Source organism: Chloroflexota bacterium (genome assembly GCA_020850535.1).
Taxonomy (GTDB): Bacteria; Chloroflexota; UBA6077; order UBA6077; family JACCZL01; genus JADZEM01.
In genome coordinates this window covers 18,821-34,044 of record JADZEM010000061.1, presented here as the reverse complement: position 1 = coordinate 34,044, position 15,224 = coordinate 18,821, and the positions used below count along the sequence as shown (strand labels likewise).

General features: G+C 66.8%; 12 protein-coding genes. 6 read left to right on the top strand and 6 right to left on the bottom strand.

Annotated features, from left to right (window positions below; translation table 11 throughout):
- Positions 1-304 precede the first annotated feature (304 nt).
- Both IT306_09315 and IT306_09310 read left to right on the top strand, forming a co-directional pair.
- On the top strand, positions 305-1,255 hold the full coding sequence (locus tag IT306_09315) for an aldo/keto reductase (protein MCC7368610.1): 951 nt from the start codon (positions 305-307) through the stop codon (positions 1,253-1,255).
- Between the two features lie 17 nt (positions 1,256-1,272).
- Positions 1,273-2,751, top strand: coding sequence for a M81 family metallopeptidase (locus IT306_09310; protein ID MCC7368609.1), 1,479 nt, complete (start codon positions 1,273-1,275; stop codon positions 2,749-2,751).
- A gap of 349 nt (positions 2,752-3,100) precedes the next feature.
- Here the strand turns inward: IT306_09310 and IT306_09305 are convergent, their stop codons facing one another.
- Positions 3,101-4,906 (bottom strand): lactate permease LctP family transporter, encoded by a 1,806-nt coding sequence (locus IT306_09305; GenBank protein ID MCC7368608.1) that lies wholly within the window; start codon positions 4,904-4,906, stop codon positions 3,101-3,103.
- Between the two features lie 273 nt (positions 4,907-5,179).
- Positions 5,180-5,797, bottom strand: a complete 618-nt coding sequence (locus IT306_09300; GenBank protein MCC7368607.1) for a hypothetical protein — start codon at positions 5,795-5,797, stop codon at positions 5,180-5,182.
- A gap of 76 nt (positions 5,798-5,873) precedes the next feature.
- Between IT306_09300 and IT306_09295 the strand changes: the two genes are divergently transcribed.
- The 3 genes from IT306_09295 to IT306_09285 all read left to right on the top strand — a co-directional run bounded on the left by IT306_09295 (position 5,874) and on the right by IT306_09285 (position 8,169).
- Positions 5,874-6,746 carry a hypothetical protein gene (locus IT306_09295; GenBank protein ID MCC7368606.1) on the top strand — a complete coding sequence of 291 codons (873 nt, stop codon included), beginning with the start codon at positions 5,874-5,876 and terminating at the stop codon, positions 6,744-6,746.
- 865 nt (positions 6,747-7,611) lie between these two features.
- Positions 7,612-7,836, top strand: coding sequence for a DUF2283 domain-containing protein (locus IT306_09290; protein MCC7368605.1), 225 nt, complete (start codon positions 7,612-7,614; stop codon positions 7,834-7,836).
- Between the two features lie 6 nt (positions 7,837-7,842).
- Entirely contained in the window at positions 7,843-8,169 is a 327-nt protein-coding gene (locus IT306_09285; GenBank protein ID MCC7368604.1) for an ATP-dependent Clp protease adaptor ClpS, read from the top strand.
- Positions 8,170-8,176: 7 nt separating this feature from the next.
- On the opposite strand, the gene IT306_09280 is transcribed toward IT306_09285, so the two are convergent.
- Together IT306_09280 and IT306_09275 are read right to left on the bottom strand one after the other, a co-directional pair.
- Positions 8,177-8,806, bottom strand: coding sequence for a CDP-alcohol phosphatidyltransferase family protein (locus tag IT306_09280; GenBank protein ID MCC7368603.1), 630 nt, complete (start codon positions 8,804-8,806; stop codon positions 8,177-8,179).
- Between the two features lie 149 nt (positions 8,807-8,955).
- Positions 8,956-10,077: an inositol-3-phosphate synthase gene (locus IT306_09275; protein MCC7368602.1), complete on the bottom strand. Its 1,122-nt coding sequence runs from the start codon at positions 10,075-10,077 to the stop codon at positions 8,956-8,958.
- A 261-nt stretch (positions 10,078-10,338) separates the two neighbouring features.
- On the opposite strand from IT306_09275, the gene prfB reads away from it, so the two are divergent.
- A complete protein-coding gene (prfB, locus tag IT306_09270; protein MCC7368601.1) occupies positions 10,339-11,421 on the top strand; it encodes a peptide chain release factor 2 in 1,083 nt (360 codons plus the stop codon).
- A 4-nt stretch (positions 11,422-11,425) separates the two neighbouring features.
- On the opposite strand, the gene IT306_09265 is transcribed toward prfB, so the two are convergent.
- Together IT306_09265 and IT306_09260 are read right to left on the bottom strand one after the other, a co-directional pair.
- Complete coding sequence (locus IT306_09265) at positions 11,426-13,495, bottom strand: glycosyltransferase family 39 protein (GenBank protein ID MCC7368600.1); 2,070 nt, start codon at positions 13,493-13,495, stop codon at positions 11,426-11,428.
- Positions 13,492-15,096, bottom strand: a complete 1,605-nt coding sequence (locus tag IT306_09260) for a hypothetical protein (GenBank protein ID MCC7368599.1) — start codon at positions 15,094-15,096, stop codon at positions 13,492-13,494. The genes IT306_09265 and IT306_09260 overlap by 4 nt, the downstream gene beginning before the upstream one ends.
- Positions 15,097-15,224: the final 128 nt, after the last annotated feature.

The following is a 15,224-nucleotide window of genomic DNA, read 5'->3' as shown; positions in this document are numbered from 1 at the left end:
GGGACTGAAGTCCCCGCCTACAGTCACGCCGTCGCTGCGCGACGGACACCGGGAACAGCGTCGTCCGGTGAGACCGGGGCGTCGCGCAGCGACTGCAGGATCGTAGGCGGGGCTTTCAAGCCCCGACCACGCTGCACGACGACATCAACATGCAATCGCCCTGGGCTCCGGCCATGCAATGTGGGATCCATCGGGGCAATCGGCCATACTGCACCGGGGAGGCGCGCCAGGCCTGGCGCGCCCAGTGCTCGCAGTCACCCGCTGATGGGCCGTGCGCGCCCTTCAGCCCTCGGAGGGATCCACCGTGGAGAAGCGACAACTCGGCCGGACCAACCTCGACGTGAGCGTGCTCTGCTTTGGCGGCAACGTGTTCGGTTGGACGACCGACCGCGACGCCTCCTTCGCCGTGCTCGACGCCTTCGTTGAGGCCGGCGGCAACTTCGTCGACAGTGCCGATGTCTACTCGCGCTGGGTGCCCGGCAACGAGGGCGGCGAGTCGGAGCTGATCCTCGGGGAGTGGATGCAGGCCCGAGGCAACCGGTCGAGCATCGTGGTGGCGACCAAGCTCGGGAGTCCGATGGGCGACGGCAAGCAGGGTCTCTCGAAGGCGTACATGGTGCAGGCGGTCGAGGACTCGCTCAAGCGGCTCCAGACGGACTACATCGATCTCTACCAGGCTCACCGCGACGACGCCAACACCTCCCTGGAAGAGACGATGGCCGCGTTCGACGACCTCGTCAAGGCGGGTAAGGTCCGCTGGATCGGCGCGTCGAACTACACGGCGGCGCGGCTGGCCGAGGCGAACGCCATCGCCGCGAAGGGCGGCTGGGCTCGCTTCGAGAGCATTCAGCCGCCGTACCACCTGCTGCAGCGCGCCGATTACGAGGCCGAGCTTGAGCCGCTCTGCCAGCGGGACCAGATCGGCGTCATCACCTACTCGTCGCTCGCCAGCGGTTTCCTGACCGGCAAGTACCAGCCGGGCGCGGCGCTGCCGGCCAGCGGCCGGGCGTCTGGTGTGCAGCAGCGCTTCATGAACGACAAGGGCTGGCAGGTGCTGGCGGCGGTCGAAGGCGTCGCGAGGCGGCTCGGCGTCACGCCGGCCCAGGTGGCGCTGGCATGGATCGCCGAGCGGCCGGGCATGACCGGCCCGATTGCCAGCGCCACCACCCCGAAGCAGCTTGCGGAGCTGGTGGCCGGCGTCGCGCTCAAGCTCGACGCCGACGCCATCGCGACGCTCGACAAGGCCAGCGCGTAGGGAGAGGCGGCAGGCGGATGCGGATCGCGGTTGGCGGCATCTCCCACGAGACGAACACCTTTTCGACCATTAAGACCGACCTGACGCTCTTCGAGCGGCGCGGCGTCCACAGCGCCGAGGCGTTGCTGCCGGCCTTCGCCGGCACCAAGACGATCGTCGGCGGGTTCATCGACTCGGCGCGGTCCGAGGGCTTCGAGGTCGTGCCGACGATGCTGGCGGAGGCCGCCCCCTCCGGCACGGTCACTGCCGAGGCGTTCGACCGCCTGACCACCATGCTGCTCGACGGCCTCCGCGACGCCGGGCCGCTCGACGGCGTGCTGTTGGAGCTGCACGGCGCGATGGTGGCCGAGCGGGCCGGCGACGGCGACGCTGAGATCTTACGTCGAGTACGGGCGCTGGTAGGGTCCATCCCGATCGTCGCCGTCCTCGACCTGCATGCCAACATCTCGGACGGCATGGTCGCCCTGGCCGACGCGCTCGTCGGCTACGACACCTACCCGCATATCGACATGTACTCACGCGGTTTGGAGGCCGGCGCGATCGTCCACCGGATGGTGGCGCACGGGCTGCGGACGGCCCGCGCGCTGCGAAAGCCGCCCCTCCTGCCGCCCCTTCCCAAGCAGTGCACCAGCTACGACACGCCGATGCGGGCCTTGATCGAGCTGGCGCACGAGCTTGAGGGGCAGCCCGGCATGGTCGCGGTCACGGTGGCGGCGGGCTTCCCATATGCCGACGTACCCGAGGCCGGCCTGGCCGTCCTGGCGATCTCCGAGGGGGACCAGTCGCTCGCCGACCGGGTGGCGGACGAGGTGGCCGCGCTGGCCTGGGCCAGACGCCAGGAGTTCGTGGTCCAATGCACTCCAGTCGAGGATGCGCTCGACATCGCGGTCAGCCACCCGGCCGACGCTGGCGGCCCGGTTCTCCTGGCCGACACGGCGGACAATCCCGGCGCCGGCTCACCGTGCGACGGCACGATCCTGCTGCGCGGCCTGCTCCAGCGTGGCGTTCAGCAGGCCGCTGTCGGGGCGATCTGGGATCCCGCCGCCGTGAAGGTCTGCCAGAAGGCCGGCGTCGGCGAGACCGTCACCCTCGACCTTGGCGGCAAGGTGGATGCTCTCCACGGGGCGCCACTGACCGTGACGGGGCGAGTCCGCCTGCTCACCGACGGCAGCTTCGTGAATCTCGGCCCGATGAACGCCGGCGCCGAGACGCGGATGGGACCGACGGCCGTCCTGGCCATCGACGGCGTGGACGTCATCGTCACCAGCAACCGTGTCCAGGCGCTGGATGCTGGCATGTTCCGTTCGCAGGGGATCGACCCCGGCCGCAAGCGGGTGCTGGTGCTCAAGTCGAGCGTCCACTATCGCGGGGCGTTCGAGCCGCTGGCCTCGCGGGTCGTCGAAGTCGATACTCCGGGCCTGAGTAACTCCGATCTCTCTCGGTTCCGGTACCAGCACGTCCGCCGCCCGATCTTCCCGCTCGACCCGATGGAGTAGCACCGAGACAGCGTCTTCAGTTCGTCATTCGTGTCGCGAGGCGGGGGACATGTCCCCCGCCTGTCTGAAGGACTCTATCTCCTTGAATGTGATTTGACTGTCCTCCCGACCGAAGCGACATACGACCTCCCCTCCGTCATCCTGACCGAAGCGAGGAACGAGCGGAGTGGAGGGATCTTCCCCTGTGTGCCGACACGAGGAAGATCCCTCGACTGCGTTCGCAGGCTCACTCCGCTCGGGATGACGGGCAGGGTTCGCAGGCTCACTTCGGTTGCGACGACGGACACGGCATCAGCTTCAGCCTCGCGAGGCATTGGGTCAGGCCAGAGCGGCCAGATCGCTCGTGCGGTCAGCCGCCGGGCGGCGTGGGCACCATCCAGGGGAAGACGTACGCCTGGAGCATCACCACCACCCCGATGAACGCCGCCAGCGCGATAGAGTGCCAGAAGACCGTCCGGAAGATCGGGCCGACCGCGTGCGCGCCCTCCTGGGGATCCTCGTAGCAGGCTGCCGTGGCGACCGTGATCGACTGAGCGTCGATCATCTTGCCCATCACCCCGCCTGACGAGTTGGCCGCGACGATCAGGATCGGATTCAAGCCAAGCTGCTCGGCGGTGATCCGCTGCAGGCTGCCGAACAGCGCGTTCGACGCCGTATCAGAGCCGGTCAGGAAGACGCCAAGCCAGCCGAGGTACGCGGCGAAGAACGGGTACAGCACGCCCGTAGCCGTGAAGGCCAGACCCAGAACGGCGTCCAGGCCCGCATAGCGAGTCAGGAAGCCGATGCCCAGCACCTGGGCGATAACCAGGATCGGGATGCGCATCCGTCGGGCCGTCCGCGAGCCCGCTTCAGCCCACTGGCCGGCCGAGAGGCGCACGAACAGCCCGCTCAGCACTGCCGCCACGAACACGCCGGTGCCCGCCGCCGAGAGCCAGTTCAGCGGGAACTGTGCGGCCTCGGGTCTGGCGTCGGCGGCGGCGACGGGCGGGGTGCGCTGCACCAGCAGGTGGAGCGCTGGCATATCGAAGACGGGGCGCGAGGCCGTGCCGCTGACATGCAGGCCGAGCACCTGGGCCTCTACCGGTGGCAACGCTGTGTCGAACGCCGTCTTGACGCTGGGAGCGCCCCACACGCCCACGCACATCACGAGCAAGACCCAGGGCACCCAGGCACGCACAGTCTGCCCGAGTGTGTACGGATATCGGTACCGCGCCTCGTCGGCCGGCCCGCCAGCGCTGTCGTCTCCACCGCCTGCCGTGGCGGCCAGCCGTTCGACCCGCAGCAAGAATCGGCGTCGCGGATGCCAGACCTGGAGGAACAGCACCACCGCCACCACCGACACGATGCCCGAGATCACGTCGGTCAGCAGGTGCAGCCCCTCGGTTCCCGAGACGACGAACTGGGCGACGGCGAAGACGCCGCCGGCTACCAGCGTCGCCGGCCAGACCTCCCAGACCTCGCCCCACGATCCGCCCTCCATTCGCACGAACGTAGCGACCAGCCAGAACGGCACCAGCACCGATGCGAACGGCAATTGCCGTCCGGCCATGGCAGAGATCGTGACTTCGTGGAGGCCGCTCACGGCGGCGAGGGTGATGATCGGGGTGCCGATGGCTCCCCAGGCGACGGGCGCGGTGTTCGCCAGCAGGTTCAGCACCGCCGACTGCAGCGGTGCGAAGCCGAGGCCGACCATCATCGCCCCGGCGATGGCGACGGGTGTCCCGAACCCGGAGGTTCCCTCGATGATCGCCCCGAACGAGAAGGCGATCAGCAACACTTGGAGCCGCCGGTCAAACGAGATGTGAATGATCGACTCTTTGACGATCTCGAAGTTCCCGCTGATCAGGGTGATCGTGTAGAGCAGCATCGCCGCCACGACGATCCAGATGATCCCCATGAACCCTGACAGGACGCCCAGCACGAACGCCGAGATGCTGCCGGCCAGCGGCATGCCCATCACGCCGAGCGCCACCGCGAACGCGGCCACGACGCCGATCAGCGCCGCCAGCGGCGCGCTGACTCCGAGGTGCCGCCGACCTTCGGCGTCCCGGTGCGGGTGCAATGCGATGAAGTAGAGCAGGACGACGATGGGCAGAGCAGCAGCGAGTGTGGAGAAGACGACATTGCCAGTTGGATTGTAGTTCTGGAAGTACATGTGCGACCCCCTATCCGAAATGGACGGTCAGGTACAGCTTAGTCCTGCCTTGGCAGAGCCGCATAGGCTGAATGTCCGACGAATGACCCAGCAGACACGAAAATGTCCCACTTCTTTGACCATTGGCACCTGCACTTGCGAACCTGAGACGAGAAGCTGATATGCTCGCGAGGCAAGATCTGTTGTCCCCTACGGCGGCGGCAGTCGACGAGGTGCTCCATGGTAGAGCGACTATCCGGCAAGCAAGCGGGAGGTTGCCTCGTGGCGGGCACCTCAGCCGAAACGAGACGAGCCGGGAACAGGCAGGTGACCCGCCACGCTCGGTTCTTCATCATCATCGTGTGTCTCGTCCTGGCTGTGGCCATTGTAGGTACCCACGCAGCACTTGCGAACGAGCCGGCCAGGGTGACGCTCATTCCGCCGGCAGTACCGGCAGACGTGACGACTCCCGGTCACTGGAAGGTCTTCGCTGGCGCCCGCGACGCGCCCGGTGAGTTGGCCGCACGTAGCGGCGTCGGCATCGATGCCAGCGGAATAGCGTACGTCGGAGATCCGGTCAACAAGCGCATCCAGAAGCTCACTCCGGATGGTGCTCCAGCCGGCTCGTTCCCGATCTGGCCCGGCTACATCGAGCATGTCGGAACGATCCGAGGAATCGTCGTGGCTCCAGGTGGCGACATCGTCGTGCTCTTCGCGGATCCGCTGCCGCTCAGCGGGCCAGAACCGTACTTCTTGGTCCGCTACGCGGCGTCTGGCCAGCCATTGGGACAGTTTGGTCAGGCCGGTGACGGCCCGGAGAGCCTGGAACTGGCCCGTCAATCTGGTCGTGGCCGATGCCGGGAATGGACGTCTCCAACGTCTCTCACCGACCGGTGCCGTACTGGAGATCATCGGTCTCCCCCAGGAGCGACCAGACCTTCGACCAGTACCGCAGGACGTCGCCATCGACGAGGCTGGCAATCTGTACGTGGCTGACCTGGCCTATCAGCGCGTCTTGAGGCTCGCTCCTGATGGCCAGCTACAGGAGATCGTGCTGCCCGATCCGGTCGAGCCGCGCACGACCGAACAGTTCGGTCAGACCATCGTGGAGACCGAATTGACAACAGCGCTCGGGTCAATTGCTGTCGGCGGCGGCTATCTCTATATCTACTCGGTCTCCCGCAGCGGTACGGTGTCACACATCTTTCCCGCCAGAAGCCAACTCAAGCGGATTAGCCTGCGTACGGGTGCATCCCGCTTGCTGAGTACGGCCGGTCTGTCTCCGCTGACGCCCGGCACCCCCATCGCGCGACCGCATAGCATGGCGGCCGATCGCAGCGGCACGCTTTACGTCACCGAGTACAGTCAGTACGGCGGAGCGATACACGTACTGTCGCCAGACGGCGACGCTATCGATCATTGGCGCAGCCAGGAATGGTTCGGAAAGCTCTTTCGGCCAGGGCTCATCACCTTCGGTGCTGACGGACTCCTGTACGTCTCTGAGCATGGTGGCTGGCTGATCCGTGCGTACACGACGGACGGCACACCATTGGGCGACTGGACCATTTCGCAGGCAGGGGGGATCGCAGTTGACCAAGACGGCGCCATCTACGCAACAGGTGGTGGCTGGCAAGGCTCTGGACAGATCCAGAAACTCGCGCCGACTGGCGAAACGATCGCCAGGATCGGCGCACCGGCCGACGCGCCTGGGACCCTCATACTCAGATGGCGATCAGATCCGTCGCAACGCGGTCGTCAGGGTGAATGCCAATGGCGAAGTAGACAAGCACTGGCAGCCTGCTGGTGTGGCCGGGGACCGGTATGTGCCAGAGGCGGTGGACTACGTCGTGGCTCCCGATGAGACGGTGTATATCGCCGACAAGGGGAGCGTGTACAAGATCGGGCCGGATGGTCGGCAGCAGGCTCGCTGGCGGGCGGAGGATCTTGATCGATGGGCGCCGCGTGGCCGCACGTTCACCGCTACCGCACTCGCGCTGGACCCAGACGGCGCCGTGCTGGCGCGCTGGGGAGATGTCCCGGTCGATGATCAGCGCACTGGCACAACCATGTTCGCGCGTATCACATCATTGACCGTGGACGCAGCAAGCAACGTCTACGTCCCAGGGCGATTGCATGTTGATGTCGTCGTGCGGCGGCGTCGGGGCTTGAAAGCCCCGCCTACAGTCATGCAGTCGCTGCGCGACGCTCCAGTCGCACCAGTGCCTGCCGTTCCCCACGGCCGTCGCGCAGCGACGGCATGCGTGTAGGCGGGGACTTCAGTCCCCGACCGCCCGTTCCATGATGCTTCGGGTACACCAGCGAACATGCAATTGCCCTGGTCTACGTCAGCCACGGTGGCCCGTTGCCGGTCAAACGGTTGGGACCGGACGGTACGGTGCTGGCCGCCTGGGGAGCCATGAGTCGTGGACAGCAGGAGGAACGAGGCGACACGGTCGATGCGGGAGTCGTCAGACTGGATCGACAGGGCAACATCTACATCTCGATCAGGTCAGAGATCCGCCGGCTCGTGTGCGAAGACCCCTCGTAGGACTATCAATCTGCGAGAATACAGATAGCGATGCGTAGTCCGACACCAACCATCACACGCCCTGACCTTGACCGAGTCCAGATGGTCGTGGCGAAGGCGCTCAGGCCGTTCAACGTCGTGCTGCTGGACCGGGCCACCGAGGTCACACCGTCTACCAGTCGCGGTCAAGGAGCATCCTATGGAAGCGGTGAAGATACTGGAAGGCCGCGAGCCGGTAACTCGGACCTACGATGAAGAGGCCGATGTCCTCTATCTCGCGCTGGGCGCACCTCGCGCGGCCATGGGTGTCGATGCTGGTGATGGCGTCATCCTGCGCTACGACGAAGCCGCGCATGAAGTGGTCGGCGTGACGCTGGTGGGCGTACGCGCCAGGCTCCTGCGTCAACTCGCTGAAGGGGCCTGACACCAGATGGCTCCACGAAGCACGCCGCCCCGAGCCGAGACGACGCCGACGATCACGCACCCTGACCTCGACCGCGATCAGACGGTCGTGCCGAAGGCGCTACGGCCGTTCAAAGTCGTGGTCTTGGACTGCGACTGCCATTCGTTCGACGACGTCGAGGTGGCGCTCTGCCGGATCATCCCCGGGATGACGCGGGACAAGGCCCACCAGCACGCCTGGGAAGTCCACACGACCGGCGCGTCGGTTGTGGCGCGCGCGCCGAAGGAACGAGCCGAACTGTACGAGCACCAGCTTGCAGCACGCGGCCTGCGGGTGACCATCGAGCCCGACTGAGCGCGCGTCAGCCCCCGATGCCGCGGCCCTTACGCCGCTCCTCGAACAGCCGGCCCACGTGCCGCATTCGCTGGGCTGCCGTGAAGTTCGTGAGCAGCGCCAGTGCGATCAAGACCGCCACCAGCAGCATCGGGTGGACCACGTCGGACAGCATCAGCCCGATACCCAGCACGACGATGCGCTCGGGACGCTGCAGCAACCCGACCTCGCAGTCCAGGCCCAGGCCCTCGGCGCGGGCGCGGCAGTAGCTGACCATGAACGACCCGGACAGCGCCAGCGCCGACATCACCATCGCCAGTTGATCGTCGGCCCTGGCGTACCAGACGACCAGCCCGACGAAGACCACCGCTTCCGAGTAGCGGTCCAGGACCGAGTCGAGGAACGCGCCGAACGCGCCGGCCGTGCCCGCCGCCCGCGCCACCGCGCCGTCGAGGAAGTCGAGCGCGTTGACGATCAGGAACGTCGCTCCGCCAACCAGAAACCAGCCCTGCGCGACCATCACTGCCACGACGACGTTCAGCAGGAACCCGAGGTAGGTCAGCCAGTTCGCCTGGATGCCGGCGCGCGCTAACGCCACCGCGAGCGGTTGGACAGCCTCACGGAACCCCACCTTGACCGAGCGCATCCAGACAGCCACGCGTGTACCAAGCCTCAGGAAGAAATCTGGGTGGGGAGTCGTGCAGGCGGCCAGCATCGACCGGCCGCCCCGGTGTATGAGCGATTCTGGAAGGTATGGTACCCGAGCGGGCGCTCCGGCCGCCGGAGCGCCCGCTCACTGGCCGCCGGCTACTCGCCGGCGCCGCTCTCCGCGTCCGCGCGGGCGGGCGGCGTCGGGCGGGACTCATCGCGGATGAACGCCTCGACCAGCTCTCGCGCGATCTCGTCAGGGTGCTGGATCGGCGGCGACTTCATGAAATAGGCCGACGGCCCTTCGAGCGTGCCCGAGATGTCGCGGTCCATTGCCAGCTTCGCGCAGCGCACGGCGTCGATGACCACGCCGGCCGAGTTGGGCGAGTCCCACACTTCGAGCTTCAGCTCGATGTTGAGCGGCACGTCCCCGAACGAGCGGCCTTCCAGCCGGATGTAGGCCCACTTGCGGTCCGTCAGCCAGGGCACGTAGTCGCTCGGGCCGATGTAGACGTTCTCCGGCTCGATGTCGAACTCAAGCTGCGAGGTCACGGCATTGGTCTTCGAGATCTTCTTAGACTCCAGCCGGGCGCGCTCCAGCATGTTGTAGAAGTCCATGTTGCCACCGACGTTCAACTGGCTCGTGCGCTCCAGCTTGACGCCCCGATCCTGGAACAGCCGCGCGAGGACACGGTGAGTGATCGTCGCGCCGACCTGGCTCTTGATGTCGTCGCCGATGACCGGCAGGTTGTGATCCTTGAAGCGGTTCTGCCAGTACTCTTCGCGGCCGATAAAGACCGGGATGCAGTTGACGAAGCCGCAGCCGGCCGCCAGGATCTGCTCGACGTACCACTTGGTCGCCGTCTCACTGCCGACCGGCAGGTAGTTCACGACCACGTCCGTCCTGGTCTCGCGCAGGATCCGGACGATGTCCGAGGTCTGGCCCGGCGCCTTCTGGATCTTCTGGTTCAGGTAGAACCCCAGGCCGTCGTGAGTCATGCCCCGGCTGACCGGCACGCCCAGGTTCGGCACCTTCGAGAAGACGATGGTGTTGTTCGGCTCCTGGAAGATCGCCTCGGAGAGATCCTTGCCGACCTTGTTCGCGTCGATGTCGAAGGCGGCGCTGAATTCGATGTCGCGGATCTTGTAGCCACCAAGATCGACGTGCATCAGTCCTGGGATATCGTCGCCCTCTTTGGCGTTCTTGTAGTACTCGACACCCTGCACCAGAGCCGAGGCGCAGTTCCCTACGCCGATGATCGCCACGCGCACAGCGCCCACTTCGCGCTCTCCCCTCGATGATGCTCGACGGCGTGAGCGGCCGGATCGTGCGGGCGCGGCTGCGGTCCCGAGCGATGCCGGTCAGCGCCAGCCCGTCGGCATCGCGCTTGAATCGGCCAGACGCAGAACGGCCTGGCGCGGAGGACGTAGGGTACCGCCGACGGGCGCGCGGCCCGTGGTACAGTTTCGCGGCAAGACTACGCCAGAGAAATCTAGCGGCAGGGAAGAAATCCGTGCAAGAAACCCGAAACTCGCTCAGCGATCTGCGTCACCGCGTATCTGACCTTCAGGTGCGTCTTTGACTTCGCTGACAAGCAGCGAAAAGTAGCCGCCCTCGAAGAGCAGTCAGCAGCGCCCGATTTCTGGGACGATGCCGAAGCGGCCCAGCAGGTTCACAAGCAGTTGTCCGGTCTGCGCGACGAGGTCACACCGTGGGTTGACATCTCGAAGCGGATCGACGAGGCCGAGGTGCTGCTGGAGTTGGCCGTCGAGGCCGACGACGCCGACACCCGCGCCGAGGTCGACGCTGAGCTGACGGCCATCCAGGAGCGTCTCGCCGAGCTTGAGTTTCGGCTGTTGCTGTCCGGTCCGTACGACCGCCGCAACGCCGTGGTGTCCGTGCATGCTGGCACCGGCGGCACCGAGGCGCAGGACTGGGCTGAGATGCTCCTGCGGATGTACGTCCGCTGGGCCGAGCGCAGCGGCTTCAAGACCGAGATGCTCGACCGCACCGAAGGTGAGGAGGCCGGCATCAAGAGCGCCACGGTCCAGATCCGGGGCGAGTTCGCGTACGGCTACCTCCGCAGCGAGCGCGGCACCCACCGGCTGGTGCGGCTGTCGCCGTTCGACCAGGCGCATCGTCGCCAGACCTCGTTCGCGAAGGTCGAGGTGATGCCGGAAGTCGACAGCGACATCAACATTGAGATCCGCCCCGAGGATATCAAGCTGGACATGTTCCGCTCTGGCGGCCCTGGCGGCCAGAACGTCAACAAGGTCAGCACGGCCGTCCGCCTGACCCACATCCCGAGCGGCATCGTGGTGGCGTGTCAGACGGAGCGGTCGCAGCTCCAGAACCGCGAGACGGCGATGATGATGCTGCGCTCGAAGCTGGTCGAGCAGGAGCTGGAGCGGCGCGAAGCCGAGGCGGCGGCGCTGCGCGGCGAGCATGTCGAGGCGAGCTGGGGCACCCAGATCCGCCACTACGTGCTGCACCCGTATCGCATGGTCAAGGACGAGCGCACCGCCTACGAGACCAGCGACACGGCTGCCATCCTGGATGGCGAGATCGACGAAGTGATGCGAAGCTACCTCGCGTGGTCAGTCGGTCGCGGGGGCAACGCCTGATCGGCTAGTTGCCACAGTCGCACGTGCGCTTGCAGTCCGGACCGGCGGCGAGCGCGCGCGCCGCCGCGAGATCCCGCACGCGGTACAACGTCAGGTCGTAGTAGCGGTCTTCCTCAACCAGGTATGAGAGCCGCGTCTCCTGAAAGCGTGCATACCACGCCTGGATCCAGCCGTCAGGGTCGTAGCGAGCGTGCCACTGGATGTCCGGCGCGCTGACCAGGACGTGTGAGACGCCAAGTGTGTCGAGATACGCCTCAGCGGCGTCAGGGTCGGGCGCGGTCGCCAGCGTGCGGAATGCCCCCAGGCTGACGTCCACCCAGTACGGCCCATCCACGTAGAAGCCGCGCCGGTCCCCCAGCAGGAGCACGCCACGCACCTCCTCGCCCTGCCGGTTGAGGCGGGCGACGAGGCGGTGATTCGGCAGATGACGCATCAGGTAGGCATCGCGTGACTCCCACCCGACGAGCTGCAGGTAGGGTTGTCCAAACAGCACCGGCACGCCGGCGCAGGCCGTCCCGAGCGCGAGTCCGGCGACCAGCAGCCCGGGCGCCAGTCGAGGCCCCAGCGCCGCGAACCTGGGCGCACAAGCAATTTGCGCCACCACGTAGCCGGCCGCCAGACTCAGCTCGGGCAGAATCGTGGTCAGATAGCGGACGACATGTGCGCCCTGACTCCAGATCAGCAGATGCACCAGTGACAGACCCAGCAGGCCCGAGACCACGCGATGCCCCGGCAGCAGCGTGTAGAGCGGCAACACCATCAGCAGCAACGGCAGACGGGCCAGCGGATACTCATGGCCGGTTCCGAAGTAGATGCGCCAGGGGAGCAACAGGTAGTCCAGCCAGGAGCGGCCCAGCGAGACGTTCGCCGAGATCGCGATATTCAGGTCAGTCTCGCCTGGCGCCAGGAACGGCCAGATCGGGCTGCCGAGCAGCAGCAGGTTCTTGACGTACCAGGGCGCGGCAATCAGGGCCACCGGCGCACCGAACACCAGGAGATCGGCCAGGACGGGGCGGGGGCCGCGTGTCCGCACCGTCGGCGCGAGCCGCCAGAGCAACGTCAGACCCAGGACGATCACCGTGATCCCGCCGAGGTACTTGGTGCCCAGGCCGAAGCCAAGCAGTGAGCCGCACAGGACCAGATCCGAACGACGCTGATCGCGCAGCCAGCGGGCAAACGCGTACACCGCCAGGAAGTCGAATAGGGCCAGCCCGAAGTCGATGTTGGGCATCGGCGCGTAGACGGCGACCAGCGTTCCGGAGAGCAGGATCGCCGCGCTGAAGGCGCCAGTGCGGGCGTCCAGAAACTCATGTCCGAACTGGAAGACCGAGAGCGCCAGCATCAGCGCGAAGGCGAGATGGAGCAGCCCGGCTACCTCGTCGCTCCCGAGCACCAGCCCGATCAGGTAGAGCATGTCCACTGTGAAGGGCATGTTCGCCTGCTGGATGTCCGGCAGGACCGTCAGGCGGCCCAGTTCCAGGAAGCGCCGCGCACCAGCGAGGTGGTACATCAGGCCGTCGTAGCCGGTCGGTGGTGCCAGCGCCTGTACCAGCAGGAGCGCCAGCATCAGCTCGGTCAGCGGCACGCAGAACCCCAGCAGTCGGCCGGCCCGTCGGGTTCCCGCCCGAGCCGTAGCCAACCACTGCCGGGCTGCCAGCACTGCGCTGGGCGCCTCGCGCAGCGACGGCCAGACGACGCCCGCTACCACGGCAAGCGTCAGCACGATGGCCGAGGGCGTCAGCAGGCTGACAAGGCCGAGCGCGAGCATCAGATAGGCTAGGACTCCCGCACCAAGCACCGTCGCGAAGAGCCAAGATGCCAGCGCCGAGTCGGCAGGCTGGCGGCCGGCTCGGAAGATGGCCCGGCCAACCGACGCCGACAGCCACAGCAGACCAGCCAGCAAGAGCAGGCCGTAGAGGTGGGTGAAGATCGCCAGCGGCGTCGGACGGTCAGTTGGGAGGCTCGACGCGGCCAGACGGCCGCCTGCAACCACCACGACGACGCCGGCAGCCAGGGTGATCGTTCGGGTGTGACGTGGCCACAGCGACATCCTGACATTGCGCTCGCCGATCATGGCCGACCACCGGCGGGCCCTGCGTACACGTCTGGCCCGTCTTCCACACGATCTTCGGGGTTGATCGGGATGACGGTCCACCCCAGGCCCGACGCCATCGGCTGATGACCGCGCCGCGCCAACCGGCTGGCTGCGATCTCACAGACACTGTACGCCCCATCCTTGTGTCGCTGACGCAGGTAGAGCGTGTCCAGGCAAACGTAGAACAGGCCACCGTCCTCGTCGCGGACCCCCGCCAGGCGGCTCAGGTCTGTCGGTGTCGCCTCGATGTCCCCGGTCGAGGCCGCCCGCCCGTCCGCCAGGGCGAACGCCAACTCCGGCCCCATCATCGCCGCGCCGAGTGACGGCGACACCGTCGAGCGGCCACGCAGATCACCCTGGAGTAACTCGAACAGCGGTACGGCAACTGGCGGCTCGAAGTGGGCCACGGACGACCATGCGAGCGGCAGCAGCACGCCGAGGCCCACCAGCGGCCCGACTGCCGGCCGCGTGAATCGCGGCTCGATCAGGCGGCCCAGCTCAAGTGCGACCACGCCGAAGGCCGGCGCGATCAGGAAGACGGTCAGCGGCAGCAGCGACTCGACGAACCCATGCAGGAAATAACCGTAGAGCAGCGTCGAGGTGACCAGCGCGCCGAGGACCGTCGAGAGCGTCAGCGACGCCGTGAAACGCTCGGCAGGTGTAGCATCTGGCCGACGCAGCATCAGGAAGGCGAAGCCGATGCCGGCGACGGTGACCAGCAGCACGGGCCGGTTGTAAGTGTCCCGCGCTATGCTCGTCATCATCTCGTACAGCCCGTTCCAGGCCTGGAAGATGAAGCGTGCCCCGGCCGCCTCCGATCCCGCCGTACCACGCCGGACGTAGGTCGCCGTCAGTTCCTGCATGAAGCCGCCCGGGCCATAGTAAGCCAGCACCTGGGCGGCGAACAGCCCGACTGACAGGAGAGCGCCCACCGCCGATGCCGCGATCAGGCTGCTGTCCCGCCAGCCGCGCAGCAGCAGCACCAGCATCGTCATGGTTGCGCCCACGAACAGGGCGGTGCCGTATTCCAACTGGAATAGCAGGAACGTGAACAGCGCCATCCAGACGTGGCGTTTCCGGGCGACGGCCAGCACCAGCCCAAAGAACAGCACAAAGACCCACACGCGGTAGGTGTTGACCGTCCACGACAGGAACCCGACGTAGTCCAGCACCACCGCGAACGCGACCACGCTCAGGCCGGGCCGCCAGAAGGCCCGGGTCAAGAGCCAGAGGCACATCAGCGTGCTGACGACAGAGATGGCGAGCACGTGTACCGGCAGCTCGCGGAGGCCGGCCCGCAGCAGCGCGTAGTGCAGGTAGCGCGGGCCGTTCGGGTTGTGCGAGTAGATGTCGCTGACTGCCGGCTGGCTGGGATCGGTCGCTTCGGCGGTGAGCCAGCCGTAGTCGAACGGATCCCAGATTTCGAGATTTCGGGCATGGACGTACGAGAGGAACGTCTCGTTATTGTCGAGGTAGTAGGGGAACCCAGCGGCCGTCCACCACGAGAGGATCACGAACGCCAGCGGCAGCCCCCACAGCAGGAGCAGGCCCGGCCATCTGGGAGGCAGACGGTTCGACATTGGCGGCCTCACGCATGGCATCAGTCCGCAGCCGAGCGTGGCCGCGACGAGACGCGGCCATGCCACGCACACCTGCGCCATCTGGGACAACGGCCAGCCGTTCCGCGACGTGACGTTCCCGCCTCCAT

What these genes read in the sequence shown, in the direction of transcription:
- IT306_09310 (MCC7368609.1), top strand. Translation starts at nt 1,273, where the DNA reads ATGCGGATCGCGGTTGGCGGCATCTCCCACGAGACGAACACCTTTTCG.
- IT306_09305 (MCC7368608.1), bottom strand. Translation starts at nt 4,906, where the DNA reads ATGTACTTCCAGAACTACAATCCAACTGGCAATGTCGTCTTCTCCACA.
- IT306_09300 (MCC7368607.1), bottom strand. Translation starts at nt 5,797, where the DNA reads ATGATCTCCAGTACGGCACCGGTCGGTGAGAGACGTTGGAGACGTCCA.
- IT306_09290 (MCC7368605.1), top strand. Translation starts at nt 7,612, where the DNA reads ATGGAAGCGGTGAAGATACTGGAAGGCCGCGAGCCGGTAACTCGGACC.
- IT306_09285 (MCC7368604.1), top strand. Translation starts at nt 7,843, where the DNA reads ATGGCTCCACGAAGCACGCCGCCCCGAGCCGAGACGACGCCGACGATC.
- IT306_09265 (MCC7368600.1), bottom strand. Translation starts at nt 13,495, where the DNA reads ATGATCGGCGAGCGCAATGTCAGGATGTCGCTGTGGCCACGTCACACC.
- IT306_09260 (MCC7368599.1), bottom strand. Translation starts at nt 15,096, where the DNA reads ATGTCGAACCGTCTGCCTCCCAGATGGCCGGGCCTGCTCCTGCTGTGG.